17 protein-coding genes are annotated in these 13,244 nt (G+C 67.9%); 9 read left to right on the forward strand and 8 right to left on the reverse strand.

Annotation, left to right across the window (positions count from 1 at the left end; genetic code table 11):
* Nucleotides 1-15 precede the first annotated feature (15 nt).
* Nucleotides 16-1,092 carry an alpha/beta hydrolase gene (locus tag OHA18_RS19345; RefSeq protein WP_329005527.1) on the forward strand — a complete coding sequence of 359 codons (1,077 nt, stop codon included), beginning with the start codon at nt 16-18 and terminating at the stop codon, nt 1,090-1,092.
* A gap of 48 nt (nt 1,093-1,140) precedes the next feature.
* Here OHA18_RS19345 and OHA18_RS19350 read toward each other — a convergent pair whose 3' ends face one another.
* The gene (locus OHA18_RS19350) at nt 1,141-1,530 is read right to left on the reverse strand and encodes a PKD domain-containing protein (protein WP_329005528.1); all 390 of its coding nucleotides are present in this window, start codon (nt 1,528-1,530) and stop codon (nt 1,141-1,143) included.
* Nucleotides 1,531-1,870: 340 nt separating this feature from the next.
* Here OHA18_RS19350 and OHA18_RS19355 point away from each other — a divergent pair, with 340 nt between their 5' ends.
* Complete coding sequence (locus tag OHA18_RS19355) at nt 1,871-2,056, forward strand: hypothetical protein (protein ID WP_329005529.1); 186 nt, start codon at nt 1,871-1,873, stop codon at nt 2,054-2,056.
* Between the two features lies 1 nt (nt 2,057).
* Here the strand turns inward: OHA18_RS19355 and OHA18_RS19360 are convergent, their stop codons facing one another.
* Both OHA18_RS19360 and mshD read right to left on the reverse strand, forming a co-directional pair.
* Entirely contained in the window at nt 2,058-2,687 is a 630-nt protein-coding gene (locus OHA18_RS19360) for a DUF6318 family protein (protein WP_329005530.1), read from the reverse strand.
* 218 nt (nt 2,688-2,905) lie between these two features.
* Nucleotides 2,906-3,814 (reverse strand): mycothiol synthase, encoded by a 909-nt coding sequence (gene mshD, locus OHA18_RS19365; protein ID WP_329005532.1) that lies wholly within the window; start codon nt 3,812-3,814, stop codon nt 2,906-2,908.
* A 134-nt stretch (nt 3,815-3,948) separates the two neighbouring features.
* On the opposite strand from mshD, the gene OHA18_RS19370 reads away from it, so the two are divergent.
* The gene (locus OHA18_RS19370; protein ID WP_329005534.1) at nt 3,949-5,787 is read left to right on the forward strand and encodes a bifunctional metallophosphatase/5'-nucleotidase; all 1,839 of its coding nucleotides are present in this window, start codon (nt 3,949-3,951) and stop codon (nt 5,785-5,787) included.
* A 120-nt stretch (nt 5,788-5,907) separates the two neighbouring features.
* Nucleotides 5,908-6,216 carry a hypothetical protein gene (locus OHA18_RS19375; protein ID WP_329005536.1) on the forward strand — a complete coding sequence of 103 codons (309 nt, stop codon included), beginning with the start codon at nt 5,908-5,910 and terminating at the stop codon, nt 6,214-6,216.
* 7 nt (nt 6,217-6,223) lie between these two features.
* On the opposite strand, the gene OHA18_RS19380 is transcribed toward OHA18_RS19375, so the two are convergent.
* Nucleotides 6,224-6,937, reverse strand: coding sequence for a response regulator transcription factor (locus OHA18_RS19380; protein ID WP_329005538.1), 714 nt, complete (start codon nt 6,935-6,937; stop codon nt 6,224-6,226).
* 161 nt (nt 6,938-7,098) lie between these two features.
* Here OHA18_RS19380 and OHA18_RS19385 point away from each other — a divergent pair, with 161 nt between their 5' ends.
* Both OHA18_RS19385 and OHA18_RS19390 read left to right on the forward strand, forming a co-directional pair.
* Nucleotides 7,099-7,338, forward strand: coding sequence for a MoaD/ThiS family protein (locus OHA18_RS19385; protein ID WP_329005539.1), 240 nt, complete (start codon nt 7,099-7,101; stop codon nt 7,336-7,338).
* 48 nt (nt 7,339-7,386) lie between these two features.
* A complete protein-coding gene (locus OHA18_RS19390) occupies nt 7,387-8,751 on the forward strand; it encodes a hypothetical protein (protein WP_329006136.1) in 1,365 nt (454 codons plus the stop codon).
* Here the strand turns inward: OHA18_RS19390 and OHA18_RS19395 are convergent.
* The 4 genes from OHA18_RS19395 to arfB are packed head-to-tail and all read right to left on the reverse strand — an operon-like array spanning nt 8,714 to nt 10,995.
* Nucleotides 8,714-9,331, reverse strand: coding sequence for a hypothetical protein (locus tag OHA18_RS19395; RefSeq protein WP_329005540.1), 618 nt, complete (start codon nt 9,329-9,331; stop codon nt 8,714-8,716). The two genes, OHA18_RS19390 and OHA18_RS19395, sit on opposite strands and share 38 nt — an antisense overlap.
* Nucleotides 9,328-9,894 carry a hypothetical protein gene (locus OHA18_RS19400; protein WP_329005542.1) on the reverse strand — a complete coding sequence of 189 codons (567 nt, stop codon included), beginning with the start codon at nt 9,892-9,894 and terminating at the stop codon, nt 9,328-9,330. The genes OHA18_RS19395 and OHA18_RS19400 overlap by 4 nt, the downstream gene beginning before the upstream one ends.
* Nucleotides 9,891-10,538: a hypothetical protein gene (locus OHA18_RS19405; protein WP_329005543.1), complete on the reverse strand. Its 648-nt coding sequence runs from the start codon at nt 10,536-10,538 to the stop codon at nt 9,891-9,893. The genes OHA18_RS19400 and OHA18_RS19405 overlap by 4 nt, the downstream gene beginning before the upstream one ends.
* Nucleotides 10,539-10,569: 31 nt before the next feature.
* A complete protein-coding gene (gene arfB, locus OHA18_RS19410; RefSeq protein ID WP_329005545.1) occupies nt 10,570-10,995 on the reverse strand; it encodes an alternative ribosome rescue aminoacyl-tRNA hydrolase ArfB in 426 nt (141 codons plus the stop codon).
* Between the two features lie 113 nt (nt 10,996-11,108).
* Here arfB and OHA18_RS19415 point away from each other — a divergent pair, with 113 nt between their 5' ends.
* The 3 genes from OHA18_RS19415 to OHA18_RS19425 all read left to right on the forward strand — a co-directional run bounded on the left by OHA18_RS19415 (nt 11,109) and on the right by OHA18_RS19425 (nt 13,242).
* Nucleotides 11,109-11,540 (forward strand): TlpA family protein disulfide reductase, encoded by a 432-nt coding sequence (locus OHA18_RS19415; protein WP_329005547.1) that lies wholly within the window; start codon nt 11,109-11,111, stop codon nt 11,538-11,540.
* 61 nt (nt 11,541-11,601) lie between these two features.
* Nucleotides 11,602-12,522 carry an RDD family protein gene (locus OHA18_RS19420; RefSeq protein WP_329005548.1) on the forward strand — a complete coding sequence of 307 codons (921 nt, stop codon included), beginning with the start codon at nt 11,602-11,604 and terminating at the stop codon, nt 12,520-12,522.
* A 273-nt stretch (nt 12,523-12,795) separates the two neighbouring features.
* Complete coding sequence (locus tag OHA18_RS19425) at nt 12,796-13,242, forward strand: DUF4395 domain-containing protein (RefSeq protein ID WP_329005549.1); 447 nt, start codon at nt 12,796-12,798, stop codon at nt 13,240-13,242.
* Nucleotides 13,243-13,244 lie beyond the last annotated feature (2 nt).

A 13,244-nucleotide genomic window follows, 5' to 3' on the forward strand; every position in this document is an offset into this window, starting at 1 on the left:
CTAGCGTCACTCCTTGTGAACTCACGACTGGATTCGGTACTGCGGGACACGGTGACCGCCGTACAAGCAAACGCGCTGACCCCGCTGTACGCGCTGCCCGCGGCCGTCCGGCACCGCCTCGCCGGTGCGCCGATCCAGATCGACGGCAACATCCTCGACCCCGATTTGCAGCTGCTCGTGCGCGTCGACAACCTGTTGCCCCGCACAACCAAGACCGACGCGGCCACGGCCCGCGCCCATTTCCGCAACCTCTGCAAACTGATCCCCGGCAACCCCGCCGAACTACAACGCGTAACCGACCTCACCGTCCGAGGCGCCGCCGGCCAACTAGGAGCCCGCCTCTACATCCCCCGCCCACCGGAGGGGTCGTCGCGTCCGGCTGGTCGAGGCCTCCTGGTGTTCTTTCACGGTGGTGGGTGGGTCGTCGGTGACCTGAACACCCACGACGGCCTGTGCCGCGCGATCGCCGCCGACGCCGGCATCCGGGTCCTCTCCGTCGACTACCGCCTGGCCCCCGAGGCTCCCGCGCCCACCGCCGCCGAGGACGCCATCGCCGCCTTCACCTGGGCCGTCGAGCACGCCGACGACCTGGGCGTCGATCCCGCCCTCGTGGCCGTCGGCGGCGACAGCGCCGGTGGCAACCTGGCCGCCGTCGTAGCCCAGCAGACGGTACGCCGCGGCCTCCCGCACCCCGCCCTCCAGGTGCTCCTGTACCCCGCCGTCGACCTGGTCGCCCGCCGCCCGAGCCGGGACCTGTTCTCCGAAGGCTTCATCCTCAGCGAGAACGACATCATCTGGTACCGCGACCACTACACCCCCGACCCCACGATCCGCCCCGACCCGATCGTCTCCCCCGTCCGCGCCGAAGACCTCACCGGCCTCCCACCCACCTACCTCACCACCGCCGGCTTCGACCCCCTCCGCGACGAAGGCCTCGAATACGCCGAAGCCCTCAAATCAGCCGGCAACCCCCTGACCCACACCCACCACCCCTCCCTCTGCCACGGCTACGCCAACCTCCTAACCGTCCCCGGCAAAGTCCGCGAAGCCCACACCCACCTCATCAACCACCTCAGATCCACGCTGCACTAGCCCGCCTGTGAACGACTTCGACTCCGGCGAGCGCAGCACACCAACCGCTCAGCGGCCCGGGTCAACGAGGACGGGGACGGCCTCTCGGACCAAGAGCGGGGTGGCTGGGCCGGTGATGGGGACGGTGCCGTCGACGTACTGCCAGCCGGTATCGGCGACGTTGAAGCGAGCCGCGTAGTTGGTGGTCAGTGTCAGGCTGACGGCCGCGCGCTTCATGTACTTGTGCGTGATCTCCTTCGACGGATACGCCTTCCCCGGCGTACTCGTCGTCAACGCAGGACTCCCATCACCAAAGCTCCAGGTATAACTGATCGGCGTCGCCTCAACCACCACCGGAAACCCGAGCAGAGTCACAGTCGTCCTGGTCATCTTGCTGTCGTCGGTGTAGACGATCGTGTCCAGGTTGACGAGCGTCCGCCCATTCGGTTGCACCTTCACCGAAAGCCCAGGGAAAATTACGTTCTTTGTCTCCGAACGTACTTCCTCCCACGCGATGTCCTCGGGGCGAGGGCGTACTACTTCCGGCGGGGTTTTCCGTCCGGTAGTGCGCCGTCCAGCGCCCCCGGGCTGGCATCGGGTAGGACCAGGCACCGTTCCGTCCGGCTGCAGCAAGCCGCAAAGTCCGATGTTGATTCGGATCGATCCACGGTCGTCGTCCTGCGTTCCAGGGGAGGTCTTCGAGTGGACAGGTTTGCTCACCGAGGGCTTCTGCGCGCGTGGGTGCGGGGTGGACGGCGGTCGCTTTGCGTCCAGTCGATCTTTCGCTTTGGTGGTTCCGGTGACGCTGGTACCCCAGTTGTGCTTCTTCGCCCCAACCTTGGGCTTCGGCTTCGTCGCCTTGTTCATGGATGCAGTCGGAGTCGCATCGGCGCGGTCAGCCTGCATGGCGACGGAGAAAACGAACGGCATGCCGACGACCGATACGAGCGCCAAGGTGGCGGCGCGTGCTGAGCGTGGACTGTGACTCATGATTCGTTGATCTGCATTTCGAACATCACCCAGTTTCCGCCACTGGCAGACAGAGAGAATTCCATCGTCCCAGCGGCGCTTTCCTGCGGGACGGGCGAGGCGCCGGGCGAACTGCGCTCGACATATGTTCCAGCCTTCATTGCGGCGGACCCGCCCAGCCGTCCGGTCTCGCCGCGATAGATCTCTTTGACGTCGACCAGATGGTCGGCGTAGTCGCCCTCTAGGCCGCCGTTCTTCGCGTTGATCTTTCGCGCGTAGTCGGCAATGCCCTTGCAACCCTCGCAGCCTTTGTCGCTCTCGGCCAGGAGGGGAGACGGATCTCCAGTCGTGTACGTGTAGTTCAGCAACTCGACGTAGTACCCGATGAAGGCTTCACCGGCCGCCAGGCTTGACCCGGCGGCTGCGGTCGGCCGGGTTGGTGCCGTCGTAGGCAGGTTGGCCGTCGGGAGCGAAGAGGTTGTGTCGTCGGAAGGCGCCGTGCTTGAGACCCCCGCCGTTGGCCTCGAGGGCGGCGGGGCGGTGTTGGGGCGGCCTGCCGCTGGGCTGCCCTGGCCGCATGCGGGCACGAGTGTGGTGGCGCATACGCAGGCCGCGAAGGTGAGGAATGGCTTGTTGCGGTGTGTCACGAGTGTCAGCCCTCCGTAGTCGACATGATCGTAACGGGGGTTGGGCTCTGGGCTCGATGGCAAAAGGTGCAGCCTGTGGATAACCGCTTGGGGCCAGGAGCCGCCCGGCTGGGGGGTTAGAGGCTCGGACGGCTCCTGGCTAGTGGTGGGACGGGGTTGGTGGGGAGTTATGACGCGAAGTGAGCGGGTGACTTCGGTGTGAGGTCGTTCACAGGGGGTCAGGCGGGGGCGTACTGGACGTCCAGGGCGGCGGTTTTGAAGCCCAGTTTTGTGTAGAGGGCTCTCGCGGCGGTGTTGGTGCCGTCGACGTAGAGGACGACGGAGTCCAGGTCGCGGTCGGTCTGGAGGTGGTGGAGGCCTTGGAGGGTCAGGGCTTTGCCCAGGCCGCTGCCTTGGTGGTTGGGGGAGACGCCTACTACGTAGACCTCGCCGACGCCGTCTTCGACCTTGGTCCAGTGGAAGCCGGCCAGCGCGCCGGTCGCGGAATCTACGGCCAGGAAGAAGTCGTTGGGGTCGAACCACGGTTGCTGCAGGCGCTCGGCCAGATCCGCGGCGGTCCAGCTGCCCTGCTCGGGGTGGTCGGCGAATGCGGCCGCGTTGACCTCCAGCCAGGCCTTGTCGTCCTGTCCGGGGACAAACGTGCGTACGTCGATCCCGTCGGGCCAGACCGGGTCCGGCAGCGAAGCCCTGGTACGGCGGAGGAAGTAGAGCTCCCGTGTTACCTGGAGACCGAGGCGCTGGGCGAGCTCGTCGGCGCCCGGGAGACGTCCGTGGGCCCAGACGCGCGTGCGGGCGCCACCGTGGTCGAGCAGCATGCGCAGGAGCGCCGTACCGAAGCCCTGTCGGCGGAAGTCCGGACCGACGAAGAGTTCGGCCGAGCCGTCGGGGGACAGAGCGCCGTACCCGACGAGGTTGCGGGCGCTCTGCAGGCCGGTGACCTCGATGGTGCCGGGATCGCCTTCGTAGGCGAGGACGTGGACGTCGTCGGGGTGCTCGCCATCGAGGTGCAGGAGGGTGCGTTCGGACAGCGGGTTGACGCCGTCGCTGTGTGCTGCCGCGCGGGCGAGTTCCGTGACGGCGGCGGCGGTGGCCGAGGGCAACGGTGAGGGAACGGCTTCGAGGGTCACCTGAATACCGTAAAAGGTCCGGTCGAGTTCATGCTCAGGTCCTGGCCGGGTCGTGCCGATCCGGGTAACTTTCCCGGCACCACGGGGGATTTCGCCCCCGCGGTGACCGAATCGACGGACCAGACGGAGTTGACATGGCCCTGACAGGACGAGACAAGGTGCGGCTGGGGGGACGGCGGGCGGTCGGACTGCTCGCCGCCGGGACGGCTGCGGTGCTCGCCTTGGCCGCGGGGGGATCCGTGAGCCAGGCGGCCGATACGACGAAGACGGGCGCCACCCAGTCGAATGCCACGGCCGAGGCGGCCGCCGTGCAGGCGAAGAAGCCGAAGCCGACGCACACCCAGATCCAGCTGCTCGCGCTCAACGACTTCCACGGCAACCTGGAGCCGGCGACCGGGTCGGGCGGCAACATCAACGGGATCCCGGCCGGCGGCGCGGCGTACCTCGCGACGCATCTGAAGGACCTGCGGGCCGCCGCGAAGGCGAAGGGCCAGGACTCGGTCACGGTGGCTGCCGGTGACCTGATCGGCGCCTCGCCGCTGCTGTCGGCCGCGTTCCACGACGAGCCGACGATCGAAGCGATGAACGGGATGGGACTCGAGGTTGCGTCGGTGGGCAACCACGAGTTCGACGAGGGCTGGCACGAGTTGCTCCGGATGCAGACCGGCGGCTGCCTGCCGGACGGCGACGGGCAGAACAACCAGAACTCCTGCCCGGATCCGGCGCACCCGTTCACGGGCGCCAAGTTCAAGTACCTGTCCGCCAACGTGTTCTTCACCAACACCCAGAAGACGCTGTTCGCGCCGTACACGATCAAGACCTTCGCCGACGGCCAGAAGGTCGGCTTCATCGGCATGACGCTGGAGAACACGCCGAACATCGTGACCAAGTCCGGGGTCGAGGGGCTGACCTTCAAGGACGAGGTCGAGACGGCGAACGCGCTGGTCCCGGTGCTGAAGAAGAAGGGCGTGCAGTCGATCGTCGTGCTGCTGCACGAGGGCGGTTTCCCGGCCGACCCGAAGGCGTACAACAGCTGCCCGGGCATCTCCGGCCCGATCATGGACATCAACGCCAACCTGGACCCGGCGATCGACGCGATCGTCTCCGGCCACACCCACCAGGCGTACAACTGCTCCCTGCCGGACAAGGCGGGTAAGCCGCGGCTCGTCACCAGCGCGTCGTCGTTCGGCCGGCTCGTGACCGAGGTCCGGTTGAGCATCGACAACGCGACCGGTGACGTCGACCGGGTCAACACCCTGGCGAACAACCAGATCGTCACCCAGGACGTGGTGCAGGACCGCAAGACGGCCGACCTGATCGCGAAGTACAAGACGCTGGTCGCGCCGATCGAGTCCAAGGTGATCGGTCACATCACCACGCCGTCGGTGGTGCGGACGAACGACGACTCGCTCGAATCCCCGCTGGGGAACCTGATCGCCGACGCCCAGCTGGCCGACCCGTCCGTGGTGTCGGGCGGCGCGGCACCGGTCGCCGCGTTCATGAACCCGGGTGGGATCCGCGCGGACCTGGCGTCGAACAACGGTGAGGTCACCTTCGGGCAGGCGTTCACGGTGCAGCCGTTCAACAACTTCCTGGTCTCGATGGACATGACCGGGGCGCAGATCAAGACGCTGCTCGAGCAGCAGTTCTCCGGGCTGAACGGTCCGGAGGCGGCGAAGTACAAGGTGCTCCAGGTCGCGGGCATCACCTACACCTGGAACCCGGCGGCCGCGGCGGGCTCGAAGATCGTCGCCGGCTCGATCAAGATCGGCGGGCAGCCGCTGGTGGATGCTACGTCGTACCGCATCGTCACGAACAACTTCCTGTCCGACGGCGGCGACGGCTTCCCGGCCTTCACCACCGCGACGAACAAGGTGTTCGGCGGCCTCGACATCGACGCGTTCGCCAGCTACCTGACCGCCCACGACCCGTACACCCCGGTCGCCACCGACCGCATCTCGATCGGCTCCTGACACCGGCCGCTCGACCGTTCAGGGTCCCGGCGTGCGGGAGTACGCCGGGACCACGACGGTTTTTCGATCCGCGAAAGCTTTTGATACCTTGCGTACTCAGGCTTTTACGGAAGGTGAGCGATGGCGCACGTTGCTCCGACCTCGCATCGGCGGGCCACTCGCTCGTCACATCGCGGGCATCGCAGCGGTGATGGGCCGGTCCAGACCACCAGCTGGCTCGGGTTGACGTTTGCATTCGTCGTGGGCCTGGTGCTCACGGCCCAGTCGCACGTCGGCGTTCACGCCGCCGGGGTCACGCTGCTGGTGATGCTGGTCCCGATCACGATCGGGACGTTCGTGGCGGCGTTCCGGCAGGGCGTCGGATCCTGGAAAGCGGCGCTGTTCACGGCCGCCGCGCTCGCGGTGACCTTGCTGAAGTTCTTGTTCTGAGCAGCGCTCAGGACTTCGCTTCGGCCGGTTCGCGGGTCGAGGGCGCCGGCGGTACGACGAAGCGGTAGCCGACGTTGCGGACGGTGCCGATGAGGGACTCGTGCTCGGGCCCCAGCTTCGCGCGCAGGCGGCGTACGTGCACGTCCACGGTCCGGGTGCCGCCGAAGTAGTCGTAGCCCCAGACCTCTTGCAGCAGCTGCTCGCGGGTGAAGACCCGGCCGGGGTGCTGGGCGAGGAACTTGAACAGCTCGAATTCCTTGTAGGTCAGGTCGAGCGCCCGCCCGTTGAGCTTCGCGGTGTACGACGCTTCGTCGATCACGACGTCGCCGCTGCGGATCAGCGTGGACTCGGGCTCGTCGTTGCGGGTCGCGGCGAGCCGGCCGATGACCAGCCGCAGCCGGGCCTCGATCTCGGCCGGGCCGGCGGTGTCGAGCAGCACGTCGTCGGCGCCCCAGTCGGCGTTGACCGCGGTCAGGCCGCCTTCGGTGACGACCAGGATCAGCGGCACGTCGATACCGGTGGTCCGGATCAGCCGGGAGGCGCTCCGGACGGCGACCAGGTCGCGGCGGGCGTCGAGCAGGACGGCGTCGGCATCCGGAGCGTCGACCAGCGCGGCGACCTCGGGAGGCAGGATCCTGATCTGGTGCGGGAGCAGGGCGAGCGAGGGCAGGACCTCGGTGGAGGCCTGCAGCGCGTTCGTCAGCAGAAGCAACGTGCTCACGCCGTCTCCTTGTGCTGATCATCGGATCCTGAGGATGCGACCCGGTCCTCGTGCACGTCAGGCCCCGACGGCGTCGTTGCCGGGGGCCTGAGACACACTGGGCATAACAGCAAGCTGACATAATAGCCGAAGACTTAACCGATTAGTGAGGCGCCGACCAGATGCCGGAAGTCACCATCAGGTACTTCGCCGCCGCTCGTTCGGCCGCGGGGGAGTCGTCGGCGACCGCCGAGGCGGGGTCGATCCGCGACCTGGTCAGCACCGTCTCCACCGATCGGCCGGAGCTCGCGCGGGTGCTGTCGATCTGCACCTTCCTCCTGGACGGCGAGCGCGCCGACCCGGGCACGCCGCTCAGCCAGGGCGCTCTCGTCGACGCGCTCCCGCCTTTCGCGGGCGGCTAGGAGCCGAGCCGGGGAGAGCTGCCCGGGAGGTAGATTCGGCCCGTGGCGATGGAGTCGGGGACGCTACTCACTACGGTGGGGCGGGCGGGGGTCCTGTTCGGGAAGGCCTGGCCGCGCCTGTTCGCGGTCTTTCTGGTGGCGCAGCTGGCGCACCGGGGTCTGCAGTGGGTCGCGGTGCAAGCAGGGGACAAGGCGGAGGCCGCCGGCATCGCAGTACTGGCGCTGCTCGTCGTCGTGTCCCTGGCGATGTATGTCGCCATGTTCCTGATCCTGCGTGGTGAGCTGCCCTTCCATCGGCGGGCAGTTGCCGAAGGCATGCTTGCTCCGGACGGCATGGAGCCTGGCAACGAACACAAGCCGCTCGATGCGATCGCTGCGGCGCTGCTCCCGTTCCTGGCGTTCTACGCGGCGTACAAGTTCCTGCAGAACGAGGCGCTCGACTACGAGTACCAACTCGCCGTCCACAAGGTCAACGAGACCGCTGCGACCGTTCTGAACGGCGGTACGGTGCCGCAGCCGTCACAGGGTCTGCAGTCCCTGTCCACCTGGTTGTTCCTCGGCCTCGGCGTGACGGCGTACCTGCTCCGCTTCGTGTTCAAGAAGTGGAAGAAGGAGAAGGAAGGGCCGGTCCGCAAGCTGTTCGTCACCTATCTCGAGGCGCTGTGGATCTTCGTGGTCGTGTACCAGGCGACGTCGGTCATCCCGCCACCCATGACCTGGCTGAAGGAACGCGTGGTCTGGCAGTGGCTGCACGACGGGTACAGCTGGGTGCTCGACCACGTGCTCGGCGTCGATCAGGTCCGTGAGGTGTGGGACGCGGTCACCGGCTTCGTCGCCGCCGGCATCGGCGATCTCTGGGACGCCGCAGTGCTACCGCTGATGTGGATCACGATGACCGCGGTCATCTACGGCCGCGTCGTGCAGACGCTCGACAAGCCGCGCTGGCGGTTCGACCGGATCACCCAGCGTTGGCAGCAGACGCCGCGGATCGTCCGCGTCGCCGGGAACTCGGTGGTCTCCGACTGGAAGGACCGCTGGATCCCGGTGATGAACGCGTTCCGGCTGGTCGTCCGCTCGGGGCTGCGGCCGATGCTGGGGTACTTCCTGGCCTGGGCGGTCGTCACGTTCGCTGCCAGCGCGGTGTGGATCGCGCTCAAGCTGTGGGTGCTCGGTCCGCACACGCTGCAGTTCTGGCTGGTCATCGACGAGCCGCTGAACCTGATCACCGACGGTCTCAAGATCGCGCTGCAGGTCAGCCTGCTCGCGGCCGCCTACGACCGGATGATCGGCGGCCTGGCCGGCTACCTGACGCCGCGGACCCGCGCGGTCCATGAGCAGTCGGGAGGCGACCACGGCGTCACCGACCTGAGTGCGGCTACCTCGGGAATGCCAGGTACTGAGGGAGCTTCGTAGCGAAGGTGATCGTCGGCTGCACGCTGCCGGCGACCGAGGACGGTACGACGAACACCGCGACCGTCTCGAACGGCCTCCCGGCCACCGGCTTCACGTAGTACTGCGCCAACTGTCCACGCCAGCTCTCCGGCTTGTCGTCGTACCCGCCGGTGCACCCGGTCGGACGGTCCTGGTAGTCGTCCGCGACCACGGTGTCGTCCCAGATCCGCCCGTCCGGTGCGCGCAGGTGCATCTGGCAGCCGCCGAGCCCGTCGAGCGCGGACAGCTTGTCCACCTGGATGCGGTAGTACACGCGGATCCGCGTGGTCCCGTCCGGCAGGGCGTCCTGGTCCGAGTCGCCGAGACCGGTGCGCGCCGGCTGCGGGTCCTGCTCGACGCTGGCGCCGTACCACGTCGCACCGTTGTACGACGTGCCGCCGGCCGACACGAGGACGGGATCGCGGGGCTCAGCGTCGTACCAGGACTTGTAATCGCTGCGGGTGGTCCACCAGCCGGCCAGCGGGATCGCCAGCACCAGTGTGGCGAGTGCGGCGGTGTTCTTCCGGAGCCAGCCGCGTCGGGCCCGGCGTGCGGCGGTCATGTGTCGCTCGCCACGGTCAGGGCCACGACGTCCTGCACTTTCACAGGGTCGGGGCCGAGCGGGACGGTGACCTGGGGCTCCAGGTCGTTCAGGATCGACTTCTCCATCACCTGCAAAGTTGCCCCGGGCACCTTGTCGGCCGGCATCTCGACCACGAAGGAGCCCCGGACCGGGATGTCCGGCGCGAGTTCGGTGCCGGTCAGGTCGACCTCGTCGAGACCGTTGCGGTTGGCACCGAGATACGTGACCCCGTCGGCGGACCTGATCCGGACGTTGGAGACGTGGATCGGTTCGCGGGTGGCGGTGACGGTCGCGTCGACCACCACGAAGTCGGTCAGTGTGTCCCGGTCCGGGGTCGAGTGCGGGACGCGGAGTTTCTTGGCGACGCGGACGTCGTTGACGGTCAGGTCGAACCGCGGCGTCTTCACGGTGCGGCCGATGATGCCCTTCACCGGCGTGGGGTCCTGGATGTCCTTCTGTGTCGGCGTGAGGCGGTAGAGGCCGACGATCGCGACCAGCACGGCGAGGGTGAGGCCGATGTTGAGGAGCTTCCGGGGCCTCACTTCGTGTTGTCCTTCACCTTGACCGTGCTGTCCGCGACGACCTTGTCCGGCAGCCACTTCTCGTGGTGGTCGAGGATCGACTCGTCCTCGTTCTCGTAGCCCTGCACGGTGAGGTTGACCTGGGTCGGCAGCTGGGTGGCCTTCGGCAGCTTCCAGACGTAGGCCACGTCCTCGCCGGCGTCCGGGGTGAGAACCGGGTTCATGGTCTGGTCGCGGAGGTTGGTGGTGCCGAGCGGCGGGTCGGTGTCCTTCACGCCGGGTACGCCGATCAGCCGGATCAGGTCCGACGGCGGGGTCGTACCGGTGTCGTCGGTGACCTTCAGCTTGGTCACGACCGCGATCAGCGCACCGCCGTCGTCCGGGGTGAACAGAGGCTTCAGGTCCTTCACGGTGACGACGCGCTGGATGGTGACCTCGAACTGCCCGGTGTCGATCGCGGTGCCGGCGTCCACGTGCGGAGTTTCGGTGCCGGCCTTCTTCAGGCCGCCGAAGGCCGCGGAGATCGCCAGGAGTACGGCGACGGCGCTGATCGACCACGTCCGGACCGAGCGGCCGCGCACCTTGAGATCCTGGAACTCCGGGAGCTCTTCCGGCTCCTCCTGCCCCGACTCCTGCCCCGACCCCCCGGTCCCCGTTTCCTGCACGCCGGCCAGCGTAACCAGCCAGAGGGCCGCGTCAGTCGTCCGGTCGGCCGCGCAGACGCTTCGTCTGGCCGCGGCGCTTCTTGTCGTCCAGCCGTCGGCGCACCGACCCTTTCGAAGGTTTGGTGGGACGCCGTTTCCGGGGCGGCGGAGCGATCGCCTCCCGCATCAGCACCGCCAGCCGCTCCCGGGCCGCCTCCCGGTTGCGCCACTGCGACTTGTACTCCGAGGCCGCGATCGTCACGACCCCGTCGACCAGCCGCGACTGCAGTCGCTCCAGCGCCCGCGTCTTCAGTACGTCGCTCAACGCCGACGTACCCGCCACGTCGAAGCTGAGCTCGACCCGGCTGTCCGTGGTGTTCACCGACTGCCCACCCGGTCCACCCGACCGCGAGAACCGCCACGCCAGCTCGCCCTCCGGAATCACCACCCCGGCCCGCACCGTCAACCCAGTCTCCACAGGCCTAATTAAGACAGAATCCCCGAAGGAACGCCTGCGTGTTCTGCGACCTGGTTCTCAGTGGGTGGAACGGGTGGTTGAAAGGTGGATGAGGGGTCGTACCGTGGGTAGCTGTGAGTCTTGGTGTGTGGGTGCTGGTCGGGGCTGTGGCCGCCGGCGTGGTGCTCAGTGCGCTCAAGGCCTGGGTTGACGGGCGCTTTCGCGGGAAGAGCGAGGACGACGTGGAGCGGGTGACGGCTGCCGAGCTCGGTGGCGAGCTGGGGCAGCGAGCGACCTTGCTGCAGTTCTCGTCGGCGTTCTGTGCACCGTGCCGGGCGACCCGGCGGACACTTGCCGAGGTCGAGGGCATGGTCGACGGAGTGCGCCATGTCGAGCTGGACGCGGAGTCCCACCTGGAGCTCGTGCGGCGGCTGGACATCCTGCGTACGCCGACCACGCTGGTCCTGGACAGCACCGGCGCGGTCGTGAAGCGCGCCAGCGGAGCACCGCGGAAGCCGGACGTGATCGCCGCGCTCGCGGCAGCGCTGGACCGCCAGGCCAGCTGACCACCGTCCGGTACGTGCCACCGAATGGCGCGTGCACCTGCGCGTAAGCAAGACTCTGCAGGTGAGCTCTCCAGCCGGTTGGTACGACGACCCTCAGGACCCGACCCAGCAGCGGTACTGGGACGGCAGCACCTGGACGGATCAGCACCGTGCACAGCAGGGCCCACCGCCGTACCAAGGGCAGTTCGGCGGCGCACCGCAGTACGGCGAGGCCGCTCAGCACGGGCAGGTGTACGGCGGCAGCAATGCTGCGCCGAGCCAGCCGGCTCAGCCGGTGCAACCGCAGTACGGCCAGTACGCTCCGCCCCAGCAACAGCCGCAGTACGGGCAGTACGCCGGACCGCAGCAGCCCCAGCAGTTCGGTCAGCAGCCGCAGTACGGGCAGTACGGCCCCGGCGGTCACCCGCAACAGCAGGGCTACGGCTACCCCGGCAAGCGTCCGCACACCACTCCGGACGGGCAGATGCTCTCCGGCTGGTGGCGGCGGGTGTTCGCCCGGATCATCGACTCGATCATCGTCGGCATCGTCGGACTGCCGCTCACCGGCTACTTCTACTACAAGTACTCCCAGATTCTCCTGGACTACTTCAAGACCGTCATGGACCAGGCCGAGGCCGGCACCCCGACGACCACGACCACCCTGCCGCCCGAGGTCTACAAGTGGATGATCCCGGCGCTGCTGATCGGTTTCGTGGTGTCGTTCGCGTACGAGTACCTGTTCCTGACCAAGAAGGGCGCGACCCCGGGCAAGATGGCGCTCGGGATCGCGGTCCGGCTGCGGGACGCCCCGGGCAACCCGCCCGGCAGCGCGGTGGCCAAGCGGTACGGCTTCGAGATCGCGCTCAGCGTGCTCGGCGTGATCCCGCTGGTCGGCACGCTGGTCGGCTTCATCGCGCTGATCAACTACCTCTGGCCGCTCTGGGACGACAAGAAGCAGGCGCTGCACGACAAGGTGGCCAAGACCAACGTGGTCCGAACCTGATACCACCATGTGATCAGTTGTCTCAGGTAGTGGGACCACGGTCGGCAGGTCCGGCTGGGTTCCGTACGCTCGATCCGTGGTTTACACGACATGGCTGACGAAGCGCAGGGCAGTGGACAACTGCCGCGTGCGCTCATCGCTGTGTCGACGCCGCTGACCAGGCGGCGTCCCGAGCGCTGCGAAACCGGTCGCTGAGCACGGTTTCGCGTACGTCGTCTCCCCGCACACCCGGGCGGGTCCGGCTCGACAGCCCTCCTCCTCGCAGGAGTCGTCATGTCCGAAGCACCGGCGACACAGAAGGCCGATCCCCGCGGGCTCCGGTTCGCGGCCGGGGTGACCACGGTCGTCCTGGCGTTGACGCTCGTCCTGAACAACCCGTGGCCGCTCGCGGTGCAAGCCGTGGTGTTCGCGATCTCGGTCGCGTTCGGCGTCCAGGCTTCGCCGTACGGGCAATTGTTCAAGCGGCTGATCCGGCCCCAGCTGGGTCCGCCGAAGGAGCTGGAGGACGCGGCCCCGCCGCGGTTCGCCCAGCTGGTCGGCCTCGTCTTCGCGGTCGCCGGTCTGATCGGGTACCTGACCGGTGTCACCGTGCTGGGCGTGGTCGCCACCGGATTCGCCCTGGTCGCAGCGTTCGTGAACGCGGCCGTCGGGCTCTGCCTCGGGTGCGAGGCCTATCTGCTGATCCACCGCATTCGTACGCCATCCACCGCTACCAACTGAGA

Source organism: Kribbella sp. NBC_00709 (assembly GCF_036226565.1).
Lineage (GTDB): Bacteria > Actinomycetota > Actinomycetes > Propionibacteriales > Kribbellaceae > Kribbella.

Bases quoted from the DNA above. Each gene is read 5' to 3' on its own strand.
- OHA18_RS19425 (WP_329005549.1), top strand. From the start codon at position 12,796: ATGTCCGAAGCACCGGCGACACAGAAGGCCGATCCCCGCGGGCTCCGG.
- OHA18_RS19395 (WP_329005540.1), bottom strand. From the start codon at position 9,331: ATGACCGCCGCACGCCGGGCCCGACGCGGCTGGCTCCGGAAGAACACC.
- OHA18_RS19375 (WP_329005536.1), top strand. From the start codon at position 5,908: ATGGCGCACGTTGCTCCGACCTCGCATCGGCGGGCCACTCGCTCGTCA.
- OHA18_RS19390 (WP_329006136.1), top strand. From the start codon at position 7,387: ATGGAGTCGGGGACGCTACTCACTACGGTGGGGCGGGCGGGGGTCCTG.
- OHA18_RS19370 (WP_329005534.1), top strand. From the start codon at position 3,949: ATGGCCCTGACAGGACGAGACAAGGTGCGGCTGGGGGGACGGCGGGCG.
- OHA18_RS19385 (WP_329005539.1), top strand. From the start codon at position 7,099: ATGCCGGAAGTCACCATCAGGTACTTCGCCGCCGCTCGTTCGGCCGCG.